This window comes from Neorhizobium sp. PAMB6716 (assembly GCF_058242805.1).
Genome location: NZ_CM177835.1, coordinates 3,369,614 through 3,393,232, shown reverse-complemented (window position 1 = coordinate 3,393,232; position 23,619 = coordinate 3,369,614). Strand labels below are relative to the sequence as shown.

Sequence of the window (23,619 nt, the reverse complement as noted above, 5' to 3'; positions counted from 1 at the left end):
GAATGGTTAATCTTTCAAGAGACGTGGTGGGGCAACAGTTAAGGGATTGCCGGCCTCTTTCGCCGTATTGCCTCTGTTGCGCAGCACGGTCGAACTCAGCGAGGAGCGCGGACCGTGGATGAAGGTCCAGGCCGGCGCCATTCGATAGGGCAGGGAGCGTGCGGCATTTTCATCGATGCGCGCAAAGGACAGGGCCCGCGCCGCCGGTGACGACAGGAACGACAGCGTTGCGCCCGGCCGATCGATCACGGCGATCGGCACGGTTGCGGCAATGTCGCGCCATTTCTGCCAGCGGTGAAAGGTTTTCAGGCTGTCGGCACCCATGATCCAGACGAAGCGGACCTTGCTGTTTTTCTGAACCACATGCGCCAGCGTGCGGGCCGTATAACTGGTGTTCAACCGTTCTTCGAAGGCCGTGACCTTGATGCGCGGATCACGCGCCAGCTCTTCGCTGAGCGCAATGCGCTCGGCAAGCGGCAGAAGTTCCGCCCGGCTTTTCAGCGGGTTGCCGGGTGTGACCATCCACCAGACCTGATCGAGGCCTAACCGTTTCAGCGCAATTTCCGCCACCAGCAGATGGCCCGGGTGTGGCGGATTAAACGAGCCGCCGAACAGGCCAACGGTCATGCCGGCTTCGGCGCGCGGCAGGACGAGATAACGATCGTGAGCCCGCCCTGCCGTCACGCTGTCAGGGCCGCGTCTGGCCGGTGCCATGCACACGGTATTTGAACGAGGTCAACTGCTCGACGCCGACGGGGCCGCGCGCATGCATTTTTCCCGTGGAAATGCCGATCTCGCCGCCCATGCCGAACTCGCCGCCATCGGCAAACTGCGTCGAGGCATTATGCAAAAGGATGGCCGAATCGATCTCGTTGAAAAAGCGGGACACCACGGTCGGATCCTCGGCAATCACCGCTTCCGTGTGATTGGAAGAGTAGGTGGCGATATGGCCGATGGCGCCATCGATGCCATCCACAAGCGCAACCGAAATGATCGCTTCCAGATATTCCGTGCGCCAGTCCTCTTCGATTGCCGGAACAAGGTCGGGCGCCAGCGCCAGGACATCCGCCGCGGCACGGATCTCGCAACCGGCAGCCGCAAGCGCGGTAAGAATGGGCTTCAGATGCGTAGCCGCTGCCGCCCTGTCGATGAGCAGCGTTTCGGCTGCCCCGCAAATGCCGGTCCGGCGCATTTTCGCATTGACGACGATGCTGACCGCCATGTCGAGGTCGGCAGAGGCATCAACATAGATATGGCAAAGCCCTTCCAGATGGGCAAAGACCGGCACGCGGGCTTCCGCCTGCACCCGCGCCACAAGGCTTTTTCCGCCGCGCGGCACGATGACATCGATGGCGCCGTGAAGGCCAGACAGCATGGCACCAACGGCCGCGCGATCCGCCACCGGCACGATCTGGATGGCATCTTCCGGCAGGCCGGCCTCTGTAAGTCCCTTGGCAAGGCAGCGATGGATCGCCTGCGATGAATGGTGCGAGTCAGACCCGCCGCGCAGGATCACTGCATTGCCGGCCTTCAGGCAGAGCGCACCGGCATCGGCCGTCACGTTCGGGCGGCTCTCGTAAATCACCCCGATGACGCCGAGCGGCGTGCGCACGCGCTCGATCTTCAGCCCGTTCGGACGCTCCCAGGCGGCAATCACATCGCCGACGGGATCGGAAAGCGCTGCGATGGCGCGCAATCCCTCGGCCATCTCCTCGACGCGCTTTTCGGTGAGCGTCAGCCGGTCGATGAAAGACGGCTGCAGGCCCTTGTCAGCGACGGCTGCGAGATCCTTGGCGTTGGCGGCGAGGATTTCGTCGCGTGCGGCAACAATCGCATCGGCTGCCGATGTCAGCGCCCGGTTCTTGGCTGCGGCGGATGCCGTCGCAAGCATGCGGCCGGCAGCCTTTGCCTTGTCACCCATGTCCTGCATCAGGCGGTCGATGTCTGATGTAACAACCTTGTCAAGCATGGGCGGCATCCTCTGAAACCCTGTCCGCAGTCATTCTCGAAACCACCGTCCCCGTCATCACGAGATCATCGCGGTGGACCATGGCGGCGCGACCGGCATAACCGAGGATCGCCTCGATCTCTGCGGACTTGCGACCGGTAATCTGGCGCGCCTCTTCCGCATCATAGCCAGCCAGTCCACGGGCGATCTCGCGCCCTTCCGTGCCGATAATGGCAACCGTATCCCCCCGGCTGAACTGGCCGGACACGGCGCGAACGCCAGCCGGCAGCAGGCTCTTGCCGCGCGCCAGCGCCTGTTCTGCACCGGCATCCACCACAAGATCTCCCGCCGGCTGCAATTGCCCGGCAATCCAGGTCTTGCGGGCCGTGACCGGCGTGCCTGATGGTGCAAACCACGAGGAGCGTGCGCCGCTATCGATTGCCTTCAAGGGATGATCCGTCTTGCCGGACGCGATGATCATGCCGCAGCCGGCACCGGTTGCGATCTTGCCCGCATCGATTTTGGTGCGCATGCCGCCGCGCGACAGTTCTGATGCTGCCCCACCGGCCATCGCCTCGATCTCCGGAGTAATCGCTGCAATGGTGCCCAGATGCCGGGCCTCTGGATCAAGATGCGGCGGCGCCGTATAAAGTCCGTCGATATCCGAGAGCAGCACAAGCAGATCGGCCCCGGTCATGGTGGCAACACGGGCGGCAAGCCTGTCATTGTCGCCGTAGCGGATTTCCGATGTGGCGACCGTGTCGTTCTCGTTGATGATCGGCACGGCACCGAGCTTCAGCAGCTGGCTGATCGTGGCGCGCGCATTGAGATAACGGCGGCGTTCTTCCGTATCGCCGAGCGTCAGCAGGATCTGGCCGGCAACGATCTCGTCGCGCGACAGGCTTTCCGACCAGGCACGCGCCAGCGCGATCTGACCGACGGCGGCTGCCGCCTGGCTTTCCTCCAGCTTCAGCGCACCGGACGGCAGGCCAAGCACGGTGCGTCCTAGCGCAATGGCGCCGGAGGAAACGACGAGAACGTCGATATTCTGCGCCCGCAAGGCTGCGATATCGGCGCAGACGGAAGAAAGCCAGGCGCTTTTCAGACCCGTCTTGCGATCGACGAGGAGGGCAGAGCCGATCTTGATGACGATCCGGCGATGACCGGCAAGGGGCTTGCGCGACAGGCTCATCTCAATCCTCGTTTTCTACGTCTTCGCCAAGACTGCGGTCAGGAAGCGCCGTCTCGCCCTTGGAGGATACGATGACATCACGCAGAGCCCGCTGCACTTCCAGCATGCCCTTGTTGATGGCGGCCGAAATCAGCATCGGTGGTCGCCCACAGGCCTTTTCCAGCTCCTTGGCTTTCTTCTTCAGTTCCTTTTCGTCGAGCACGTCGATCTGCGACAGCGCAACGATTTCCGGCTTGTCGGTGAGACCGCCGCCATAGGCCTCCAACTCGTACTTCACGGTCTTGTAGGCCTTGCCGACATTTTCTTCCTGGGCAGACACCAGATGCAGCAGCACGCGCGTGCGCTCCACATGGCCGAGGAAACGGTCACCGATGCCGACACCCTCGTGGGCGCCCTCGATCAGGCCCGGGATATCGGCGAGCACGAATTCGCGCCCGTCAATGGTGGCAACGCCCAGATTGGGATGCAGCGTGGTGAAGGGATAATTGGCAATTTTTGGCCGGGCACGGGTGACCGTTGCCAGGAAGGTGGATTTTCCGGCATTCGGCAGACCGACGAGACCGGCATCTGCAATCAGCTTCAGCCGCAGCCAGATTGTCTTTTCCTCGCCTTCGAGGCCGGGATTGGCCCAGTCGGGCGCCTGGTTGGTGGAGGATTTGAAATGCGCATTGCCGAAACCGCCATTGCCGCCGGCCGCCAGACGAAAGGTCTGGCCTTCCTTGGTGAGGTCCGTGATCAGCGTCTCGTTGTCTTCTTCGAAAATCTGCGTTCCCACAGGCACTTTCAGCGTAACGCCGGAGCCATTGGCTCCGGTGCGGTTGCGCCCCATGCCGTGGACGCCGGTCGCGGCCTTGAAATGCTGCTGGAAACGGAAATCGATGAGTGTGTTGAGGCCGTTCACTGCCTCCACCCACACGTCGCCGCCGCGCCCGCCATCGCCGCCATCCGGGCCGCCGAACTCGATGAATTTTTCGCGGCGAAACGACACCGCACCTGCGCCACCGTCGCCTGATCGGATGTAGACTTTTGCCTCGTCGAGAAATTTCATGGGTTCTGCCGTCAGTTCTGGGGTTGATCGAGGCGGTAGCGCACCGTTTGCCGGACTTTTCGTTATCGCCGCTCGTCGTGAAGGTCAAAGATTATCGACATTTTCATGCCCCGCCGACCGCAACAGGCCCGCAGACCCGTCGTTTGGCGGTAGAAGAGGGCAGGCCGGTTTGCATCCGGCCCGCCCCAGCATTACGTCCTACGCCCGCGGATTCTTCAAAGCGCCGGGCTTCAGCCGGGTTTCGATATGCGGTGCCATCCGGTTGCGGGCCATCGAAAACACCTCGTTCGTGCCGACAATGTCAAAGCCGAGCTTCGCTTGGATGCGCAGCGAGGCAGCATTATCGGCAAAGGCACCGGAATACATCGTCACATCCGGCATGCGGCGCGTAAAACGCTCAAGCGCGGCAAAGGCTGCCTCGCTCATCACGCCCTGGCCCCAGTAGAATCGGTTTAGCCAATAGCCGAGGTGCCACAGTCCATGACGCAATTCGATGCCGACGCAGCCGATGTGGACGCCATCGCCCTCCGTCACGGCCAATTGCCAATCCGGAAGCGCGCCGGATTTTTGCCGGTTCAGCCAGTCGCGTGCATCGTCGCGGCTGTAGGGCAGCGGCACACGCGACAGCATCCGCGTCACCTGCCAGTCGTTGAGCGACTGGGAGATGGCATCGGCATCGTCCATGCGATGGGGGCGCAGAACCAGATGATCGGTCTCGATGATCGGGCAGGGCCCAGGTCTTGCCATGACCGGTTGGGTGAGAACGGCAGCACTCATCGCATTTCCCCCCAGCTCTTCAGCGACATCCAGGTCTTGCGATCAAGCCTGAACCATTCGACCGGCACCATGCCGCCGAGCGCCAGCGACCCGACCATGCCGGACCCCTGGAACTGGAAGCCGCACTTCTGGATAACCCGGCGCGAGGCAATGTTGGTGACCCGGCACCGGGCATCGATCTGGTCGATATCGCGGGTGCGAAAGGCCATGTCGATCAGCGCGTGCGCTGCTTCCGTGGCAAAACCCTCATTCCAGAACGGTTCGCCCAGCCAATAGCCGATTTCGAGCGTCAGGGGATCATCAAGATGCGGCTCCAGCGCGCAACAACCGAGAAAGGCGCCGTTGTCTCCTCGCGTAATGGCATAAACGCACTTGCCAATCTCGCCCGCTTTCGTGCGTCGCACGAAATCGGCGGCGTCCGTTGCCGTGTAGGGATGCGGCATACGCGACACCATGGAGGCGATGTTCACATTGTTGGCGAGATGGGCAAGGGCGTTGATGTCTTCTTCGTGGGGTGCGCGCAGGACAAGTCTCTGCGACAACAAGACAGGGCAATCGCTCCGTAACCGTTGCGGTCTCAACCGCTCTTGCGGCAGCCGCTGCTGGCTGCTCCTTAATAATTCGTCCTGCATGGTTCAGTCCTCCTGACGGGGGTTAAAGAAAAAAGGAGAGGTGGGTGGCGCCCCATCTCCCCTTTTTTCAGACTGAACCTTTTGCGGGCATCAGCCGGGTCGATGTGACGCCGGCTGACTTAACGCGCTCCGGCTTGTTATTCCGCGGCTTCCGCTTTCGGCATTACGGACACGTATACGCGGCCGTTAGCCTTCGTACGGTAGTCCACATTACCGGCGGTGAGTGCAAAAATGGTATGGTCCTTGCCGAGGCCAACATTGGCGCCCGGATGCCACTGCGTGCCACGCTGGCGCAGAATGATGTTGCCGGCGATGACGTTTTCGCCGCCGAACTTCTTCACGCCAAGACGCTTGGATTGGGAATCGCGACCGTTGCGCGAGGAGCCGCCAGCTTTTTTATGTGCCATGGGATTTCTCCTTTAAACCTTCGAAAACCTGTTGAAACCGATCAGCCGACGATGTCGGTGATGCGAACGACCGTGTGATGCTGGCGATGGCCACGAATTCGCTTGGAATTCTGACGACGACGCTTCTTGAAGGAGAGAACCTTCTTGCCACGGTTATGTTCGACGACTTCGGCCTTCACGGTAGCGCCAGCCACGAAGGGCGCGCCAAACTTGGCATCAGCGCCAACGCCGATGACCAGGATTTCGTTGAATTCGACCACGTCGCCGGCTGCCACGTCGAGCTTCTCGATGGTGAGAACGTCGTTGGCCGCTACGCGGTACTGCTTACCGCCGGTCTTGATGACTGCGAACATTTTTTATCCTTTCATGTTCGATCCGGCTCTTCCTGCCTTATCAGGGCAAGCGGCCGTCTTTTTATCAGTCCACATTTGAGCAGGATGTCGAAAGAGAACTCTCTCGAACCGGTCTGCCGGTGAAACAGGCTTTGAAAAAGCCTGGCATTCTCTGCCAGTCTGGCCTCCATGAAACGGAGTACCCCATACCGGAACGCGTGGGGGATACTTGAGGCCTGGAAAAGTGTCAAGGAGAAAGACGTGGCAAGGCACGATTTCGCCCTTGCCAGCCTTGCCTTTCATCGCTATGAGACAGCCCGCGCCTTAAAGCGCCGACCAGCAAAGCGGAGAGGTGGCTGAGTGGTCGAAAGCACCGCACTCGAAATGCGGCATACGGGCAACCGTATCGTGGGTTCGAATCCCACCCTCTCCGCCATGATACCTTCGCTAAGTATCTCCGGGCTCGTTCGCCTTTAATGGCCTCTTATAAGATCAGTCACAGGGTGAGCTGCATCGGCACGTGACCCTATGTCCCCGTCTGCGGGCAGTTTCAGTCATCTGATGGTCGGTCGTCTGCCGGTTTTGCACCCGCTATCCGCATAAACCCGGGGACAGACGGCACCTGCCGTGGCATAAGGCGCGCGAAAAACCATTCGGGCCCTTGTCGACATGATCCGCATCGAAAACATTTCCAAGCAGAACAGCCACCGTCTTTTGTTCATCGAGGCCTCCGCCGCGCTGAACAAGGGGGAGAAGATCGGGCTTGTCGGACCGAACGGGGCCGGCAAGACGACACTTTTCCGCATGATTACCGGCGAGGAGCTTCCTGATGAGGGCCAGGTTTCTTTCGAAAAAGGCGTAAGCATCGGCTATTTCAATCAGGATGTCGGGGAGATGTCCGGACGCACTGCCGTGGCCGAGGTGATGGAGGGGGCAGGGCCGGTGAGCACCGTTGCGGCCGAGCTGCGCCTTCTGGAAGCTGCCATGTCCGATCCTGACCGCATGGACGAGATGGACGAGATCATCGAGCGTTACGGCGAAGTGCAGGCGCGTTACGAGGAACTGGACGGATATGCGCTGGAAGGCCGCGCCCGCGAGGTTCTCGACGGCTTGAGCTTCAGCCAGGAGATGATGGACGGCGATGTCGGAAAACTCTCCGGCGGCTGGAAGATGCGCGTGGCGCTCGCCCGCATTCTCCTGATGCGGCCTGACGTGATGCTGCTCGATGAGCCGAGCAACCATCTGGATATCGAAAGCCTGATCTGGCTTGAATCCTTCCTTAAGAATTACGACGGCGCACTGCTGATGACCTCGCACGACCGCGAGTTCATGAACCGCATCGTCACCAAGATCATCGAGATCGATGGCGGATCGCTCACCAGCTATTCCGGCGGCTACGGTTTTTACGAGCAGCAACGCGAGCAGAACGAAAAACAGCAGCAGGCGCAGTTCGAGCGTCAGCAGGCCATGCTTGCCAAGGAAATCAAGTTTATCGAGCGGTTCAAGGCGCGCGCCTCGCATGCCGCCCAGGTGCAGAGCCGCGTCAAGAAACTCGACAAGATCGACCGCGTGGAGCCACCGCGGCGGCGCCAGACCGTCGCCTTCGACTTTTTGCCCGCGCCGCGGTCCGGCGAGGACGTGGTCAATCTGAAGAACGTCCACAAGGCCTATGGCAGCCGGACGATTTATGAAGGGCTGGACTTCATGGTGCGCCGGCGCGAGCGCTGGTGCATCATGGGCATCAACGGCGCCGGCAAATCGACGCTGCTGAAGCTGGTGACCGGCAGCACGGCACCGGATACGGGCAGCGTCACTATCGGCGCCAGCGTCAAGCTCGGTTATTTCGCCCAGCATTCGATGGATCTGCTGGATGGCGAAAGCACCGTTCTGCAATGGCTGGAAGAACAGTTTCCAAAGGCCGGCCAGGCGCCGCTTCGGGCGCTCTCCGGCTGTTTCGGTTTTTCCGGCGATGATGTGGAAAAGCGTTGCCGGGTGTTGTCCGGTGGTGAAAAGGCCCGTCTCGTGATGGCCGCCATGCTGTTTGACCCGCCCAATTTCCTCGTGCTCGACGAGCCGACCAACCATCTGGACCTCGACACCAAGGAAATGCTGATCAAGGCGCTCGCCGCCTATGAAGGCACGATGCTGTTTGTGAGCCATGACCGCCATTTTCTCGGCGCCCTCTCCAACCGCGTGCTGGAACTGACGCCGGATGGCATCCATCAATATGGCGGCGGTTATCTCGAATATGTCGAGCGGACCGGTCAGGAAGCACCGGGCCTGCATGTTTGATGGCTTCTTGCTGCAGCGACCGCCATTGGTGAACAGACAAGGCATGACGGTGCTATAGGTTGTCGTAGGTTAAAATTCCCATTGACGGCGGCACTATAAAAGGAATATTTTCCTTATATGGCTCTTTCCCGTCTCCTCCTGTTACTGACCTCTATGATCGCCCTTGCTGCGACACCCTTCGCCATGGCCGAAACGCTGGTGGAGGGGCCGGTGCTTGCGGATGTTATCCGCGTGGTAGACGGCGATACGCTTCTGGTGACGGCAAGGCCCTGGCCGCAGCAGAGCGTCGAAGTGTTCGTGCGGCTGCGCGGCATTGATACGGCCGAACTGAAGTCGAAATGCGATAGCGGCCGTCAGGCGGCGGAAGAGGCGAAGCGCCTGCTGGAAGGCATGGCGGCGACATCGCCTCAGGTTAAACTGTCGCGCATTGCCGCTGACAAATATTTCGGGCGCATCGTAGCCGATGTGGCGCTCGCCGACGGACGCGATCCGGCACGGGAAATTCTTCAGGCGGGGCTTGCGACACCTTACAGTGGCAAGGGTCGCAAGAACGATATCTGCGTCCGCAGCTGACATATTCCCTTTGATAGAACAGAAACGAAAGCGGCCAGCCGAAAACTCGGCTGGCCGCTTGTCATGGACGATTTTGCAAGCTCAGGCCGGCACGGGTGCCTTGTTCTGCCGGTTCTCGATCAGGTCATCGACAACGGCGGGATCGGCAAGCGTGGACGTATCTCCAAGCGCACCAAAATCGTCCTCGGCAATCTTGCGCAGGATACGGCGCATGATCTTGCCGGAGCGGGTCTTTGGAAGGCCGGGGGCAAACTGGATCTTGTCCGGCGCCGCAATTGGCCCGATTTCCTGGCGCACATGTTTGACCAGATCCTGGCGCAGCGCATCGCTGCCGTCATTGCCCGCCATCAAGGTGACATAACAATAAATGCCCTGTCCCTTGACGGAATGCGGGTATCCGACAACCGCCGCCTCCGACACCAGATGGTGCGAAACAAGCGCCGATTCCACCTCAGCCGTGCCCAGCCGGTGGCCGGAAACGTTCAAGACATCGTCGACGCGGCCGGTGATCCAGTAATAGCCGTCCGCATCGCGACGGCAGCCGTCGCCGGTGAAATATTTCCCCTTGTAGGTGGAAAAATAAGTCTGGATGAAGCGCTCATGATCGCCGTAGACGGTGCGCATCTGCCCCGGCCAGCTGTCGGTGATGCAGAGATTGCCGTCGGCTTCGCCTTCCAGCACATTGCCTTCGTTATCGACCAATTGCGGCTTGATGCCGAAGAAGGGCAGGGTGGCCGAGCCGGGCTTAAGGTCGGTGGCGCCAGGCAGCGGCGTGATCATGTGGCCGCCGGTTTCCGTCTGCCACCAGGTATCGATGACCGGGCAGCGCTTGTTGCCGACGACGTTATAATACCATTCCCAGGCTTCCGGGTTGATCGGTTCGCCGACCGTGCCGAGCAGCCGCAAGCTGGAGCGATCCGAGCGGGTGACATAATCGTCGCCGGCGCCCATCAGCGAGCGCAGCGCGGTGGGCGCTGTGTAGAAGATGTTGACCTTGTGCTTGTCGATCACCTCCCAGAAGCGACCCTGGTCCGGGAAATTGGGCACGCCCTCGAACATCAGGCTCGTGGCGCAATTGGCCAGAGGCCCGTAGACGATGTAGGAATGGCCGGTGACCCAGCCGACATCGGCGGTGCACCAGTAGACGTCGCCATCATGGTAATCGAAGACATATTCATGCGTCATCGCCGCATAAACCAGATAACCGCCGGTGGTGTGCAGCACGCCCTTCGGCTTACCGGTGGAACCGGAGGTATAAAGGATGAATAGCGGATCTTCCGCCTTCATCTTTACCGGTTCGCAATGGCCTTTCACCGTTGCAATTTCCTGATGGTACCAGAGGTCGCGGCCCGGCGCCCAGTTGGTCTTGCCGCCGGTGCGGCGCACCACGACCACCTTGTTGACGGTGACATATTGGCGGGCTGCAATGTGGATCGCCTTGTCGGTGTTTTCCTTCAGCGCCACGGGCTTTCCGCCGCGCACGCCTTCATCGCAGGTGATGACGAAGGTGGACTGGCAATCGACAATGCGGCCGGCAAGCGCTTCCGGTGAAAAACCGCCAAAGACAACGGAATGAACCGCCCCGATGCGGGCACAGGCCAGCATGGCATAGGCCGCTTCCGGGATCATCGGCATGTAGATGGTGACGCGGTCGCCCTTCTTGACGCCGTGTTTCTTCATCACGTTGGCGAGGCGACACACCTGATCGTAAAGCTGGTTATAGGTGATTTTCTTGTCGATATAGGGGTTATCACCTTCCCAGATCAGCGCGGTGCGCTCGCCATGGGTTTTCAGGTGCCGGTCGATGCAATTGTAGGAGACATTGGTCAGGCCGTCCTCGAACCACTTGATCGAAACCTTGCCCTTGAAGGAGGTGTTCTTAACCTTGGTATAGGGCTTGAACCAGTCGATCCGCTTGCCGTGCTTGCCCCAGAACTTGTCCGGGCTCTCCACGCTTTCCTCGTACCATTTCAAGTACTTCTCGCGGTCGATCAGGGCTCGGCCCTTCACATGCTTCTGGACCGGATAAACTTTCTCCGACATGAAATTCCTCCTCATGCTCCGCCGCATCCGGATGACGAACGCGGTTCCCGAATGCGATTCTTATCAGGTGGGGCGGTGACGACAATTAGACAAACGGTGATGCTGCTTGAAGAATTGCAATTTATTCGCAATCCGGTTATAGAGCGCGAGAATTCCCGGAAATTGTGGTGACACCCCACGGCCCGCGACACCGGCGCGGACGATAGAAGGATCATATCCATGGCTCAACAATTGCTCATGCCGAAGGCGACGGCAGTCTGGCTCGTCGACAACACGGCGCTCTCCTTCGATCAGATCGCCCAGTTCTGCAAGCTCCACCCTCTCGAGGTGAAGGCGATTGCCGATGGTGAAGCCGCGCAAGGCATCAAGGGTCTCGATCCGATCGCCACCGGCCAGCTGTCGCGCGATGAAATCGGCCGCGCTGAAAAAGACGTGAACTACCGCCTGAAGCTTTCCGAGCCAAAGGTTCGCGTGCCTGAATCCAAGCGCCGCGGTCCGCGTTATACGCCGGTTTCCAAGCGCCAGGATCGCCCGAACGCCATTCTCTGGCTGGTGCGCAACCATGCCGAACTGAAGGACGCACAGATTTCGCGCCTCGTCGGCACAACAAAATCGACCATCGAACAAATTCGCGACCGCACCCACTGGAACGCCGCCAACCTGACGCCAATGGATCCGGTCACGCTTGGCCTCTGCAGCCAGATCGATCTCGACCTCGAAGTCGAACGCGCCGCCAAGAACCGTCCGCTGCCGACCGCTGCCGAAATGGGCGCGACGCTGCAGGCCGCCAGCGAGACCGAGAACCTCGGCTATCGCTACGAGCGCGAGGAAGAGAAGGAAATCGACGCCGATGCCGTCTTCAAGAAGCTGTCTTCGCTGAAGTCGACGCGCACCGAAGATGAGGACGAAGACCGCTATTGAGGTCTCACCACTCTTCTTGGAAAAAGCCGGCCGCAGTGCCGGCTTTTTTGTGCGCGCATTTTCTGCCTCACGCAGCTGAAGGCGTCGGGGAAGGGGCGGCGTAACCGTGGTTGCGTAAAATGGCCCCGATTTCGTCGAGAATGGCCGGGTCGTCGATGGTTGCCGGCATTTTCCACGGCATGCCGTCGGCGATCTTCTGCATCGTGCCGCGCAGAATTTTTCCCGAACGGGTTTTTGGCAGGCGGTCCACAATCATCACCGTGCGAAAAGCGGCAACCGGGCCGATTTCGCTGCGCACCAGATCCACCACCTCGCGAATGATCAGGGCGGTGTCGCGCGTGACGCGGCTCTTCAGCACGAGAAAACCACAGGGGATCTGCCCCTTCAGCGGATCGGCAACCCCGATGACCGCGCATTCGGCGACATCGGGATGCATGGCGCAAACCTCTTCCATCGCCCCCGTCGACAGCCGGTGGCCGGCACAGTTGATGATATCGTCGGTGCGCGCCATGACGAAGACATAACCGTCCTCGTCGCGCATGCCGGCATCGGCCGTCTTGTAGTAGCCGGGGAATTCATCGAGACAGGTCGCACGAAAGCGCTGGTCGGCATTCCAGAAACTGACGAGGCAGCCAGGGGGAAGCGGAAGCCGGATCACGATATTGCCAAGCGTGCCCGGCGCCACCGGATGGCCGGCATCGTCCACCACCTCGACGGCGTGGCCGGGCATTGGCAGCGTCGGCGAGCCGTATTTGAACGGCAGAAGCCCAAGGCCTGCGGGATTTGCGGCAATCGCCCAGCCGGTTTCCGTCTGCCACCAGTGATCCACCACCGGCACTTTCAGCAGCCGCTCGGCCCATTTCAGTGTCTCCGGGTCGGCGCGCTCGCCGGCGAGAAACAGGCCGCGCAATCCTGAAAGGTCATGCCGGTAGATCAGATCTCCATCCGGATCGTCGCGGCGGATGGCGCGAAAGGCTGTGGGTGCCGTAAACAGCACCTTCACGTCATAGTCTTCGATCACCCGCCAGAAGGCAGCCGAATCCGGCGTGCCCACAGGTTTGCCCTCAAAAACCACCGTGGCATTGCCGGCCAGCAGCGGGCCATAGACGATGTAGGAATGTCCGACCACCCAGCCGATATCGGAGGCGGCCCAGAAGGCTTCTCCGGGGGATACGCCGTAAATATTGGCCATGGTCCAGTGAAGGGCCACCATATGCCCGCCATTGTCGCGCACCACGCCCTTCGGCTGGCCTGTGGTGCCCGACGTGTAGAGAATGTAGAGCGGATCGGTCGCTGCCATGATCGCGCAGGGCACAACCGTCCCCTTGGCCTTTTCCACCTCCACCAAATGGGCGAAATCGGCATCGCCATGTTCATAACGTAGTGCCGCGTGCAACTGGTCGCGCTGGAGAATGAGGCAGCAATCCGGCTTTGTCAGCGCCATGTCCACGGCCTGGTCGAGCAGTGGCTTGTAGGCGATCACGCGGCCGGGTTCGAGCCCGCAACTGGCGCTGATCACCACTTTTGCCTGCGAATCATCCAGCCTCGTTGCCAGTTCGTGCGCGGCAAACCCGCCGAACACGACCGAGTGGATGGCGCCGAGGCGGGCGCAGGCAAGCATGGAAAAGATGGCCTCCGGCACCATCGGCATGTAGATGACGACGCGATCCCCCTTGGCAACACCGAGATTCTGAAGAACGGCCGCCACGGCCTGCACTTCGACCAGCATGTCATCGTAGGAGAAAATGCGCTTCTCGCCGGTCATTGCGCTGTCGAAGATCAGCGCCCGGTCGCTGCCGCGCCCCGCGATAATATGGCGGTCGACGCAATTGTAGCAGGTATTGGTCTCTCCATCGGCAAACCAGCGGCCATACACGCCCTGGTCTGCATCAAACACGCGCTCAGGCGGCGTGAACCAGTGCAGGTCTTTCGCCGCCTTTCCCCAGAAGGCTTCCGGGTCCTGCTGCCATTCCTGATAGACCTCGTGATAGCGGCTGTGCATCTGATCCTCCCATCATCCGCGGCTTCTTCACCTTGAGGCAGTTTAGAAGCAGCTGAAGGGAGCGAAAAGCCCGACGAAAGGGGAAGGCGTCACACGCCATTCGCCGGGCCAGCGGCAAGAGGCTTGCGCTTCGTCAACGATGGCCGAAGATGGCAGAGCCGACCCGCACGCTTGTCGCACCAAAGGCAATCGCCGTCTCGAAATCGCCGGACATGCCCATGGAGAGTTTTTCGACGCCCGCCTCGCGGCCAAGCTTTGCAAGAAGCGCAAAATAGGGGCCCGGATTGTCGTCCGCCGGCGGGATGCACATCAGCCCTTCCACCGACAAACCAAGCTCCTTGCGGCAGAAATCGACGAAGGCCACCGTCTCCTTCAGCGCGATGCCGGCCTTTTGCGGCTCCATGCCAATATTGACCTGGACATAGAGCCTGAGGTTTTTTCCCTGCGCCTGCATCTCGGTGGCAAGCGCGCGTGCGATCTTTTCGCGATCGACGGTTTCGATCACATCAAACAACGCCACGGCATCGGCGGCCTTGTTGGATTGCAGCGGGCCGATGAGGTGCAGTTCGATATCGGGCGTGTCACCCTTCAACTGCGGCCACTTGCCCTGGCTTTCCTGCACGCGGTTTTCGCCGAACACACGCTGGCCGGCGGCAATGACCGGGCGAATGGCATCGGCCTCGAATGTTTTCGACACGGCAACCAGGGTGACCGCGCCTTCTGCCCGGCTTGCATCGCGCTCCGCCGCACCTATCTTAGTGCGGACATCCGCCAGTCTCTGCTCGATGGTCATGGCCTCTCCTTGTCATCGCCGGCATTATCTCTGCCACGGCGTTACCTCTGCGCGGGCGCAATGCCAAGTGTTTGATCGCAGGCAGCGCATCTGGCACCCTCGAAACTTGACGCTCACGGCCTTTCGTGGTGAAGGTCTCGCATCTTATTCATACCCGGAATTTCACTGAAATGGCGACCGAACGTTACAATCCGCGGGATGCCGAACCCCGTTGGCAGACAAAGTGGGCCGAAGAGAAGACCTTCGAGACCGACAACAACGATACCCGCGAAAAGTACTACGTGCTCGAGATGTTCCCCTATCCGTCGGGCCGCATCCACATGGGCCATGTGCGCAATTACGCGATGGGTGATGTGGTTGCGCGCTACAAGCGTGCCCGCGGTTTCAACGTGCTGCATCCGATGGGCTGGGATGCCTTCGGCATGCCGGCGGAAAATGCCGCCATGCAGAACAAGGTTCATCCGAAGGACTGGACCTATCAGAACATCGCCACGATGCGGACGCAGCTGAAGTCGATGGGCCTGTCGCTCGACTGGTCGCGCGAGTTTGCGACCTGTGACGTCGCCTATTACCATCGCCAGCAATATCTCTTCCTCGACATGATGGAAAAGGGCCTGGTCTACCGCAAGCAGTCGAAGGTCAACTGGGATCCGGTCGACCAGACGGTTCTGGCCAACGAGCAGGTGATCGACGGCCGCGGCTGGCGCTCGGGCGCGCTTGTCGAGCAGCGCGAGCTGACGCAGTGGTTCTTCAAGATCACCGAATTTGCCGAGGATCTGTTGGAAGCCCTCGACGGCCTCGACCAGTGGCCGGAAAAAGTGCGGCTGATGCAGAAGAACTGGATCGGTCGCTCGGAAGGGCTGACGATCCGCTGGGAACTGTCATCGGAAAGCCGCGCCAAGGCCGATTGCCGTGAGATCGAGGTCTATACGACGCGGCCGGACACGCTGTTTGGTGCATCCTTCCTTGCCATTTCAGCCGATCATCCGGTCGCAAAAGCCGTTGCCGCCGAAAATGCTGCAGCAGCGGAGTTTGCGGACGAATGCCGCCGGCAGGGAACCTCGCTTGCGGCGCTGGAAACTGCCGAGAAGAAGGGTTTCGACACCGGTCTGAAGGTTTGCCATCCGCTGGATCCTACCTGGGAACTGCCGGTCTATATCGCCAATTTCGTGCTGATGGACTATGGCACGGGCGCCATCTTCGGCTGCCCGTCCGGTGACCAGCGCGACCTGGATTTTGCCCGCAAGTATGATCTGCCGGTCGTGCCGGTGGTGATGCCCAAGGATGGCGATGCGGCCAGTTTCACCGTTGGCGACGAGGCTTATGTCGGCGATGGCGTGATGATCAATTCACGCTTCCTCGATGGCCTGTCGACGGACGAAGCCTTCCAGAAGGTGGCCGACATCCTGTCTGCACAGGAGGTCGGCAATGCACCACAGGCCGCGCGCAAGGTAAACTTCCGCCTGCGTGACTGGGGCGTATCCCGCCAGCGCTACTGGGGTTGCCCGATCCCTGTTATCCATTGCGAGGTCTGTGGCGTGGTGCCGGTGCCGAAGAAGGATCTTCCGGTGCAGCTGCCGGATGATGTGACCTTCGACGTTCCCGGCAATCCGCTGGACCGTCACGCAACGTGGCGCCACGTGGCCTGCCCGCAATGCGGCCATGATGCACGCCGTGAAACCGACACGATGGACACGTTCGTCGATTCGAGCTGGTATTTCGCCCGTTTTACCGCGCCCTGGGAAGATCGCCCGACGGACCCGGCAGTTGCCGATCGCTGGCTGCCGGTCGACCAGTATATCGGTGGTATCGAGCACGCGATCCTGCATCTGCTCTATTCGCGCTTCTTCACCCGCGCCATGCGCGAAACCGGCCATGTGAACCTCAGCGAGCCCTTCAAGGGCCTCTTCACGCAAGGCATGGTGGTGCATGAGACCTATCGCCTTGGCGAAGGGCAGAACGGGCAGTGGGTGGCGCCGGCGGAAATCCGCATCGAGGATATCGAAGGGGCCCGCAAGGCCTATATGCTGACATCCGGCGAGGAAGTGTCGATCGGCTCGATCGAAAAAATGTCGAAGTCGAAAAAGAACGTTGTCGATCCGGATGATATCATCGCCTCCTACGGCGCCGATACCGCCCGTTTCTTCGTTCTGTCGGACTCGCCGCCAGAGCGTGATGTGATCTGGTCGGAATCCGGTGTGGAAGGCGCGCACCGCTTTGTGCAGCGCGTCTGGCGCCTGATATCGGAAGCCGCTTCCACCCTGAGTGCTGCCGAAGCAAAGCCGGCTCATGAAGGCTCTGCGCTTGGCATTTCGCAGATCGCCCACAAGACGCTGAAAGCGGTTGAGGGGGATTACGAAAAGCTTGCCTTCAACAAGGCCGTCGCGCGCATCTATGAGCTGGTGAATTCGCTGGCGCAGCCGCTGACCGCTGTTGCGAACGGTCAAGCCGATGCAGCAACCGTGTCTGCGGTTCGTGATGCCACCCAGATCCTCGTGCAACTGATTGCACCAATGACACCACATCTGGCCGAAGAATGCTGGGCCACGCTTGGCAATCAGGGTCTGATTGCCGAAGCCGGCTGGCCTGTGTTTGATACAGCACTGGTGGCAGACAATGACGTGCTTCTGCCGGTGCAGATCAACGGCAAGAAGCGGGCGGAATTGACAATTGCCCGCGACGCGGACCACAATGCCATCGAGCAGGCGGTTCTGCAGCTTGAACCCGTGCGCACGGCCCTTGCCGGCGGTGCGCCGAAAAAGATCATCATCGTCCCACAGAGGATCATCAACATTGTTGTTTGAACTCTCGCCGGCCCTTCGCCGCGCAAGTCACGCCGTGCTCATTCTGGCAGCAGCCGCCACCTTGGCAGGCTGCCAGGTGCGACCGCTCTATTCGTCCACCAGTGGAACGCCGCAGAAGCTTGCGGCGATCAAATTCTCGGCCGCAGACGATCGCATCGAACAGGTGGTCCGCAACCAGCTGATCTTCCTCACCACCGGTGGGGCAGGGGAAGCAGCCAAAGCCGACTATCAGCTGACGATGAATGTCACATCGACGCGTGCCGACATTCTCGACGACCAGATTTCGGTCGGCGTCACGCCCGGCCGCGTCACCGTGTCTGCGACCTATACGTTGACGCAGATCAGCGATGGCAAGGTCCTGAAGACGGCAAACCGCGCGGTCACATCACTTGTTGATATCGGTAACCAGCAGTTTGCAAAGCTGCGGGCCTACCGCGATGCGGAAGATCGCGCCGGCCGCGAGCTTGCCGAGTTCATCCGCGCGGATATTGCAGCCGTCCTCGGCCTCTAAGCACCATGGCAGAAATCAAGGCCCACGAATTCGAGCGGTTTCTGCCGAAAGCTGTGCAATTATACCGGATCTTCCTGATCTATGGGCCGGATCGGGGACTTGTTTCCGAGCGCGCCGGCGAGTTGGCGGCCAAGGCTGGCGTCTCGCCGACCGATCCGTTTTCCTTCACGCGCCTCGACCTCTCCGATCTGCAAGGCGATCCCGGTCGTCTTGTGGACGAGGTTAATTCGCTTGGCCTCTTCGGCGGCAACAAGCTGGTCTGGTTGCGCGGAAGTGGTGGCGAAAAGCCGCTTGCCGACGCGCTGCAGGTCCTGCTTTCCGGACCCGAGCCGGAAAGCCTGCTGATCATCGAAGGCGGCGATCTGAAGAAAACCAATATCCTGCGAAAGCTCTGCGAACCCGCCAAGCTGGCAGTTGCCATCCCCTGCTATGCAGATGATGTCAAGTCATTGAATATGCTGATAGATCATGAGCTGTCGACGGAAAACCTGCGCATCACGCCTGATGCGCGTGAACGGCTGCTGGAAGGCCTGGGCGGCGACCGCGTCGCATCCCGCAACGAGATCCGCAAGCTTGCCCTCTATTGCCGGGGAAATTCCGTCATCGAAGAACAGCATGTCACTGATATCATTGGTGATGCCAGCGCCATTTCCACCGACGACGCTGTGGATTGCATTCTGAAGGGCGATCTGCCCGGTCTTCACCGGGCAATCCAGAAGATCGTCAGCTCCAAGACACCCATTTTCCTCGTGCTGCAGTCCTGCCTGCGTCAGTTTCAGCTGCTTGACGTGATGCGGGCCGAGATGGATGAAAAGCGCAGCCAGCCGGCGCAGATCATGCAGACGATGGGCCGGCATATTCATTTCAAGCGCAAACCCCTGTTCGAGAAGGCGCTGCGTACCTGGACCGGTGAGGCTTTGGCGCGGGAAACAAATCGCCTGCAGACTGCGGTGCTTCATTCTCGCCAGAAGGCAAGTCTGGAAGACACGATCGCCTTCCAGACGCTGCTTGCCACCGCCCTGCAATCGGCCCGGGGTGCCGCCCGCGGTTAACGCGGCGGCACATTTTCCAATTCGGGGTCGGTTGCTGGAATAGATTGCCGAGCCAGTTGAGAGGCTATCTTCGCTCCAAGAGGCGGCAGACCTCTTCCAGCTGTTCGAGCGTGCGGTAACCAATGCGGATCTGGCCGGCGCCACCCTTGTGGGTGATTTTCACGTCAAGGCCCAACGCATCCGTCAGCGTCCGTTCCAATGCGAGCGTATCGGAATCTTTCTCCGCTGAACGCTGCAGGGACTGCGGCTCATTTTGCGCCTTGATGTTATTCTGAGCGAGGCGTTCAGCGTCTCGCACGGACATGCCCTTGGCAACGATGGTGCGGGCAAGCGCTGCCGGATCCGAGGTAGAGACCAGAGCCCGGGCGTGGCCAGCGGAGAGATCCCCCACGGACAGCATGTCACGCACCGGCTCCGGCAGCTTCAGCAGTCGCAGACTGTTGGCCACATGGCTCCGGCTCTTGCCGATAATTTCGCCGAGGTCATTTTGCGTATAACCATGTTCGGCGATCAGTTGCTCGTAACCAAGTGCTTCTTCCAGCGGATTGAGATCTGATCGCTGGACGTTTTCCACGATCGCGATTTCAAGCGCCGTGCGGTCATCCACATCGCGCACGATGACAGGGATTTCGATCAGCCCTGCGAGCTGCGCTGCACGCCAGCGACGCTCTCCCGCGATAATCTCGAAATCCTGTCCGTGCGGGCGAACGACAACCGGTTGGACGATGCCATGCTGGCGGATGGAGCTTGCGAGATCCTGAAGCTCGGATTCATCGAACAGTCGGCGCGGATTGCGCGGGTTGCGCAGCACATGCTCGATGGGCACCAGGCGATCCGGGTTCACGGCGCGGGCAGGCGGCTCACCTACCGGAACCGTCTGGTCCATTTCTCCGATCAAGGCGGCAAGACCGCGACCCAGACGCCGCTTCGAAAGATCTTCACTCATGCATATGTACCCTTGGCAGATCAGGCAGCCTTGCGCCGCCGTTCACGCTGAATGACCTCGGAGGCCAGCTGGAGATAGGCCTGGCTGCCGGCGCATTTCAGATCATAAAGAATTGCCGGCTTGCCGTAGGAGGGCGCTTCCGACACGCGGACATTGCGGGGAATGAGCGTGTGGTAAACCTTGTCGCCCAGATAAGTCCGCACGTCATTCACCACCTGCTGCGCCAAGTTGTTGCGCGCATCGAACATGGTCAGCACGATCCCCTGAATATCAAGGCCCGAATTGATCGTCTGACGCACCTGATTCACGGTTTCCAGCAGCTGGCTCAAACCTTCGAGTGCAAAAAATTCGCACTGCAGGGGAACCAGGACCGAATGGGCTGCAGCCATCGCATTGATGGTCAGGAGATTGAAGGAGGGGGGGCAGTCGAGCAGGATATAGGAGAAATCCAACGCTTCGACGGTCTGAAGAGCACGGCGCAAACGAAAGGCGCGATCGGCCTCACGGCCGATTTCCATTTCCAGTCCGAGGAGATCCATCGTCGATGGAACAATAAAGAGATTGGGAACAGCCGTCGGAACAGCGGCATCGCGAATGTTCTGACTGCCCATCATCACATCGAAGGACGACATCTTGCGATCGCGGCGGTCGATTCCGAGACCTGTACTGGCATTGCCCTGCGGATCGAGGTCAATGATCAGAACACGCTCGCCGATCGCGGCCAGGGCCGTGGCAAGATTGATGGCGGTCGTCGTTTTGCCGACGCCACCCTTCTGGTTTGCGATCGTGATGATACGATTGGTCTCGTACATGGGGCACCTGCTGAAGAGGTCAAACCTTGCGCTGTAACCGAGACACTTCCAAAATTACGGAATCATCCTCCACAACGCTTGAATGTTGTACCAGATCGAAGTTCCAGCGACCATGCGCTTTGTCCACTTCGGCTGCGTAATCCCGGCCTTTGTGGAGAAAGGCCTTTATCTCCGGATTGTTCAGCATCCATCCGGAGGCATAGTCCAAAAGAAGCGGCAGTTCTGCCAATGCACGCGCCGAAATGCGATCACAGCGGGGAATGGCGGCAGGAGCCGCTTCGATCCGAACAGGGTGAACGGAGGCGCGCCCTCCGGTTTCCGCGATTGCGGTGCGCAGAAACGACGCCTTCTTCTGATTGCTTTCGACCAGATGAACCCAGCCGTCGCCGAGATCAGCAAGGAAGATTGCGGTGATAATGCCCGGAAAGCCGCCGCCCGAGCCAAGATCGACCCATGTCGCGGGCGCCGGGGAAAGCTGGAAGATCTGCGCGCTGTCTGCAATATGGCGCTTCCAGAAGTCGGCTTTGGTGGAGGGAGCAACCAGATTGATGGTCTTGGCCCATTTCTGAAAGAGCGCTTCAAACCGCTCGAGCCTCTCCACTGTTTCACGTGAAACACGTATTCCGTTCAGTTGCATCAGGAGACTCGCAGTTCGCGTCTTGGTTCCGCTCTCTTCACCAAGGCCAGGATGAGAGCAAGCGCTGCGGGCGTCATGCCATCGACCTTAGATGCCTGTGCAATATTGCGGGGGGCGGCGCGCTTCAGTTTCAGTTTCAATTCATTGGAGAGGCCGGAGACCAGATCGAAGTCGAAGCTATCCGGTATGGCCCGTTCCTCGTCGCGCCGAACGGATTGGATATCCGCCTGCTGCCGCGCCATGTAGACCGCATAACCCGCTTCGATCTCCAACGCCTCCGCGACCGGCTTTTCGAGATCGCGCAGTTGCGGCCATAACTTTTGCACGGCTGCCAAATCAATATCCGGATAAGACAGGAGATCGTAGGCCGTGCGTCGCTGACCATCCTGGTTCAAGTGAAGACCATGAGCCTCCGCCTCCTTGGGCGTCACATTCAGTGTCTGTAACGTCGTGCGGCCCACATTCATCTGCTCCGAAAAGTGCTTGAATTTTTCAGCACGCACGCTGCCCACCAGGCCCAGGTCCATGGCGGCAGGGGTCAGGCGCAGATCGGCATTGTCGGCGCGCAGCGAAATTCGATATTCGGCACGCGATGTGAACATGCGATAGGGCTCGGTGACACCACGGCTCGTGAGGTCATCAATCAAGACACCGATATAGGACTCGGTTCGGCTGAAAATATGGGATGACATCCCGCCGGCGAGACGGGCGGCGTTGAGGCCGGCAACCAGCCCTTGGGCGCCTGCCTCTTCGTAACCAGTGGTACCATTGATCTGACCGGCCAGAAAAAGACCGGGCATCCGCTTCAGCTGCAGATCGGTCCCCAGTTCGCGCGGATCGACGTGATCATATTCGATGGCATAACCGGGCTGGCGGATCTCAACCTTTTCCAATCCCGGGATGGTGCGGATAAATGCTTGCTGCACGTCGGCGGGCAGGGAAGTCGAGATGCCGTTTGGGTAAACGGTGTCATCGTCCAGTCCTTCCGGCTCCAGAAAGATTTGGTGTCCGTCGCGTTCACCGAAGCGAACGATCTTGTCTTCGATGGACGGGCAATACCGCGGCCCGACGCCGGTGATCTGTCCCGAATACATCGCCGACTTGCCGATGTTATCGGCGATAATTTTATGCGTCGCGTCTACGGTGCGCGTGACGCCGCAGGCAATTTGGCGATTGGTGATGGTCTCCGTCATAAACGAGAAAGGAACAGGGTCCTCGTCGGCATCCTGGCTGCCAATTGCCCGCCAGTCAATCGTTGAGCCATTCAGGCGGGCAGGGGTACCCGTCTTCAAGCGACCCAGCGACAGGCCGAGGGCGCCGAGCGTTGCGGATAATCCTTCCGACGGCGCTTCGCCGACACGGCCGGCGGGTGTGGTCTGGTTGCCAATGTGGATCATGCCACGCAGAAAGGTGCCGGTGGTTAGCACGACGGCGCGACAGGAAAACCGGCGGCCGTCCTTCATCAGCACGGCGCTGACGGCACCTTCGGAATGCTGGAGATCAAACGCATCGCCCTCGATGACCTCGAGATTGGGATGCTCAAAGATTTCGCGTTGCATGGCCTCGCGGTAAAGCCTCCGATCCGCCTGGGTGCGGGGACCGCGGACCGCGGGGCCTTTCTTGCGGTTCAGCAGGCGAAACTGGATACCGGCCGCATCCGCAACCCGGCCCATCAGTCCGTCGAGTGCATCGATTTCGCGCACGAGGTGGCCCTTGCCCAGCCCGCCGATCGCCGGATTGCAGGACATCACACCGATGGTATCGCGGCGATGCGTCACCAGCGCGGTGCGCGCGCCAAGACGTGCCGCCGCAGATGCCGCTTCACAGCCGGCATGGCCGCCACCAATTACGATTACATCAAACTTGTTCATCTCGACACCCACTGCCGCGGCAGTGT

Annotated in this window: 21 protein-coding genes and 1 tRNA gene; 7 read left to right on the top strand and 15 right to left on the bottom strand. The window is 60.3% G+C overall.

Annotated features, from left to right (window positions below; translation table 11 throughout):
• Positions 1–6: 6 nt before the first annotated feature.
• The 8 genes from AC4CWH_RS16510 to rplU form a co-directional block, all read right to left on the bottom strand.
• Entirely contained in the window at positions 7–714 is a 708-nt protein-coding gene (locus tag AC4CWH_RS16510; protein ID WP_491319572.1) for a nicotinate-nucleotide adenylyltransferase, read from the bottom strand.
• The gene (locus AC4CWH_RS16505; protein ID WP_491319571.1) at positions 689–1,969 is read right to left on the bottom strand and encodes a glutamate-5-semialdehyde dehydrogenase; all 1,281 of its coding nucleotides are present in this window, start codon (positions 1,967–1,969) and stop codon (positions 689–691) included. The genes AC4CWH_RS16510 and AC4CWH_RS16505 overlap by 26 nt, the downstream gene beginning before the upstream one ends.
• The gene (gene proB, locus AC4CWH_RS16500) at positions 1,962–3,140 is read right to left on the bottom strand and encodes a glutamate 5-kinase (protein WP_491283152.1); all 1,179 of its coding nucleotides are present in this window, start codon (positions 3,138–3,140) and stop codon (positions 1,962–1,964) included. Before proB ends, AC4CWH_RS16505 begins: the two co-directional genes overlap by 8 nt.
• Before the next feature lies 1 nt (position 3,141).
• A complete protein-coding gene (gene obgE / locus AC4CWH_RS16495; protein WP_491283151.1) occupies positions 3,142–4,188 on the bottom strand; it encodes a GTPase ObgE in 1,047 nt (348 codons plus the stop codon).
• 198 nt (positions 4,189–4,386) lie between these two features.
• Positions 4,387–4,965 carry a GNAT family N-acetyltransferase gene (locus AC4CWH_RS16490; RefSeq protein WP_491319570.1) on the bottom strand — a complete coding sequence of 193 codons (579 nt, stop codon included), beginning with the start codon at positions 4,963–4,965 and terminating at the stop codon, positions 4,387–4,389.
• A complete protein-coding gene (locus tag AC4CWH_RS16485; RefSeq protein WP_491283149.1) occupies positions 4,962–5,597 on the bottom strand; it encodes a GNAT family N-acetyltransferase in 636 nt (211 codons plus the stop codon). Before AC4CWH_RS16485 ends, AC4CWH_RS16490 begins: the two co-directional genes overlap by 4 nt.
• Before the next feature lie 137 nt (positions 5,598–5,734).
• Positions 5,735–6,004, bottom strand: coding sequence for a 50S ribosomal protein L27 (rpmA, locus tag AC4CWH_RS16480; protein WP_491283148.1), 270 nt, complete (start codon positions 6,002–6,004; stop codon positions 5,735–5,737).
• Positions 6,005–6,045: 41 nt separating this feature from the next.
• On the bottom strand, positions 6,046–6,357 hold the full coding sequence (gene rplU / locus AC4CWH_RS16475) for a 50S ribosomal protein L21 (RefSeq protein WP_491283147.1): 312 nt from the start codon (positions 6,355–6,357) through the stop codon (positions 6,046–6,048).
• A 325-nt stretch (positions 6,358–6,682) separates the two neighbouring features.
• On the opposite strand from rplU, the gene AC4CWH_RS16470 reads away from it, so the two are divergent.
• From AC4CWH_RS16470 to AC4CWH_RS16460, 3 genes are all read left to right on the top strand, one after another.
• Positions 6,683–6,772 (top strand) — tRNA-Ser (locus AC4CWH_RS16470).
• 233 nt (positions 6,773–7,005) lie between these two features.
• Positions 7,006–8,628, top strand: coding sequence for an ABC-F family ATP-binding cassette domain-containing protein (locus AC4CWH_RS16465; protein WP_491319569.1), 1,623 nt, complete (start codon positions 7,006–7,008; stop codon positions 8,626–8,628).
• 117 nt (positions 8,629–8,745) lie between these two features.
• Positions 8,746–9,201, top strand: a complete 456-nt coding sequence (locus AC4CWH_RS16460; RefSeq protein WP_491319568.1) for a thermonuclease family protein — start codon at positions 8,746–8,748, stop codon at positions 9,199–9,201.
• A gap of 81 nt (positions 9,202–9,282) precedes the next feature.
• Here the strand turns inward: AC4CWH_RS16460 and acs are convergent, their stop codons facing one another.
• Positions 9,283–11,244, bottom strand: a complete 1,962-nt coding sequence (gene acs, locus AC4CWH_RS16455; protein WP_491319567.1) for an acetate--CoA ligase — start codon at positions 11,242–11,244, stop codon at positions 9,283–9,285.
• A gap of 219 nt (positions 11,245–11,463) precedes the next feature.
• On the opposite strand from acs, the gene AC4CWH_RS16450 reads away from it, so the two are divergent.
• Complete coding sequence (locus AC4CWH_RS16450) at positions 11,464–12,165, top strand: DUF1013 domain-containing protein (protein WP_491319566.1); 702 nt, start codon at positions 11,464–11,466, stop codon at positions 12,163–12,165.
• Positions 12,166–12,232: 67 nt separating this feature from the next.
• Here AC4CWH_RS16450 and AC4CWH_RS16445 read toward each other — a convergent pair whose 3' ends face one another.
• Together AC4CWH_RS16445 and AC4CWH_RS16440 are read right to left on the bottom strand one after the other, a co-directional pair.
• Positions 12,233–14,167 (bottom strand): AMP-binding protein, encoded by a 1,935-nt coding sequence (locus AC4CWH_RS16445; protein WP_491319565.1) that lies wholly within the window; start codon positions 14,165–14,167, stop codon positions 12,233–12,235.
• Between the two features lie 133 nt (positions 14,168–14,300).
• The gene (locus tag AC4CWH_RS16440; protein WP_491319564.1) at positions 14,301–14,960 is read right to left on the bottom strand and encodes a YggS family pyridoxal phosphate-dependent enzyme; all 660 of its coding nucleotides are present in this window, start codon (positions 14,958–14,960) and stop codon (positions 14,301–14,303) included.
• A gap of 170 nt (positions 14,961–15,130) precedes the next feature.
• Here AC4CWH_RS16440 and leuS point away from each other — a divergent pair, with 170 nt between their 5' ends.
• Genes leuS through holA form a run of 3 tightly spaced genes read left to right on the top strand, consistent with a single transcriptional unit; the run spans position 15,131 to position 19,327 of the window.
• Positions 15,131–17,764, top strand: coding sequence for a leucine--tRNA ligase (gene leuS / locus AC4CWH_RS16435; protein ID WP_491319563.1), 2,634 nt, complete (start codon positions 15,131–15,133; stop codon positions 17,762–17,764).
• Positions 17,754–18,275 (top strand): hypothetical protein, encoded by a 522-nt coding sequence (locus AC4CWH_RS16430; protein WP_491319562.1) that lies wholly within the window; start codon positions 17,754–17,756, stop codon positions 18,273–18,275. The genes leuS and AC4CWH_RS16430 overlap by 11 nt, the downstream gene beginning before the upstream one ends.
• Before the next feature lie 5 nt (positions 18,276–18,280).
• The gene (holA, locus tag AC4CWH_RS16425) at positions 18,281–19,327 is read left to right on the top strand and encodes a DNA polymerase III subunit delta (protein WP_491319561.1); all 1,047 of its coding nucleotides are present in this window, start codon (positions 18,281–18,283) and stop codon (positions 19,325–19,327) included.
• Positions 19,328–19,391: 64 nt separating this feature from the next.
• On the opposite strand, the gene AC4CWH_RS16420 is transcribed toward holA, so the two are convergent.
• The 4 genes from AC4CWH_RS16420 to mnmG are packed head-to-tail and all read right to left on the bottom strand — an operon-like array spanning position 19,392 to position 23,593.
• Positions 19,392–20,273 carry a ParB/RepB/Spo0J family partition protein gene (locus tag AC4CWH_RS16420; RefSeq protein ID WP_491283113.1) on the bottom strand — a complete coding sequence of 294 codons (882 nt, stop codon included), beginning with the start codon at positions 20,271–20,273 and terminating at the stop codon, positions 19,392–19,394.
• Positions 20,274–20,293: 20 nt separating this feature from the next.
• On the bottom strand, positions 20,294–21,085 hold the full coding sequence (locus AC4CWH_RS16415; protein ID WP_491283112.1) for a ParA family protein: 792 nt from the start codon (positions 21,083–21,085) through the stop codon (positions 20,294–20,296).
• Between the two features lie 19 nt (positions 21,086–21,104).
• Positions 21,105–21,722, bottom strand: a complete 618-nt coding sequence (rsmG, locus tag AC4CWH_RS16410; RefSeq protein WP_491319560.1) for a 16S rRNA (guanine(527)-N(7))-methyltransferase RsmG — start codon at positions 21,720–21,722, stop codon at positions 21,105–21,107.
• Entirely contained in the window at positions 21,722–23,593 is a 1,872-nt protein-coding gene (gene mnmG, locus AC4CWH_RS16405) for a tRNA uridine-5-carboxymethylaminomethyl(34) synthesis enzyme MnmG (protein ID WP_491319559.1), read from the bottom strand. The genes rsmG and mnmG overlap by 1 nt, the downstream gene beginning before the upstream one ends.
• Positions 23,594–23,619: the final 26 nt, after the last annotated feature.

Coding starts and splice junctions, on each gene's coding strand:
- AC4CWH_RS16510 (WP_491319572.1), bottom strand. CDS start 714: ATGGCACCGGCCAGACGCGGCCCTGACAGCGTGACGGCAGGGCGGGCT.
- AC4CWH_RS16505 (WP_491319571.1), bottom strand. CDS start 1,969: ATGCTTGACAAGGTTGTTACATCAGACATCGACCGCCTGATGCAGGAC.
- proB (WP_491283152.1), bottom strand. CDS start 3,140: ATGAGCCTGTCGCGCAAGCCCCTTGCCGGTCATCGCCGGATCGTCATC.
- obgE (WP_491283151.1), bottom strand. CDS start 4,188: ATGAAATTTCTCGACGAGGCAAAAGTCTACATCCGATCAGGCGACGGT.
- AC4CWH_RS16490 (WP_491319570.1), bottom strand. CDS start 4,965: ATGAGTGCTGCCGTTCTCACCCAACCGGTCATGGCAAGACCTGGGCCC.
- AC4CWH_RS16485 (WP_491283149.1), bottom strand. CDS start 5,597: ATGCAGGACGAATTATTAAGGAGCAGCCAGCAGCGGCTGCCGCAAGAG.
- rpmA (WP_491283148.1), bottom strand. CDS start 6,004: ATGGCACATAAAAAAGCTGGCGGCTCCTCGCGCAACGGTCGCGATTCC.
- rplU (WP_491283147.1), bottom strand. CDS start 6,357: ATGTTCGCAGTCATCAAGACCGGCGGTAAGCAGTACCGCGTAGCGGCC.
- AC4CWH_RS16465 (WP_491319569.1), top strand. CDS start 7,006: ATGATCCGCATCGAAAACATTTCCAAGCAGAACAGCCACCGTCTTTTG.
- AC4CWH_RS16460 (WP_491319568.1), top strand. CDS start 8,746: ATGGCTCTTTCCCGTCTCCTCCTGTTACTGACCTCTATGATCGCCCTT.
- acs (WP_491319567.1), bottom strand. CDS start 11,244: ATGTCGGAGAAAGTTTATCCGGTCCAGAAGCATGTGAAGGGCCGAGCC.
- AC4CWH_RS16450 (WP_491319566.1), top strand. CDS start 11,464: ATGGCTCAACAATTGCTCATGCCGAAGGCGACGGCAGTCTGGCTCGTC.
- AC4CWH_RS16445 (WP_491319565.1), bottom strand. CDS start 14,167: ATGCACAGCCGCTATCACGAGGTCTATCAGGAATGGCAGCAGGACCCG.
- AC4CWH_RS16440 (WP_491319564.1), bottom strand. CDS start 14,960: ATGACCATCGAGCAGAGACTGGCGGATGTCCGCACTAAGATAGGTGCG.
- leuS (WP_491319563.1), top strand. CDS start 15,131: ATGGCGACCGAACGTTACAATCCGCGGGATGCCGAACCCCGTTGGCAG.
- holA (WP_491319561.1), top strand. CDS start 18,281: ATGGCAGAAATCAAGGCCCACGAATTCGAGCGGTTTCTGCCGAAAGCT.
- AC4CWH_RS16420 (WP_491283113.1), bottom strand. CDS start 20,273: ATGAGTGAAGATCTTTCGAAGCGGCGTCTGGGTCGCGGTCTTGCCGCC.
- AC4CWH_RS16415 (WP_491283112.1), bottom strand. CDS start 21,085: ATGTACGAGACCAATCGTATCATCACGATCGCAAACCAGAAGGGTGGC.
- rsmG (WP_491319560.1), bottom strand. CDS start 21,722: ATGCAACTGAACGGAATACGTGTTTCACGTGAAACAGTGGAGAGGCTC.
- mnmG (WP_491319559.1), bottom strand. CDS start 23,593: ATGAACAAGTTTGATGTAATCGTAATTGGTGGCGGCCATGCCGGCTGT.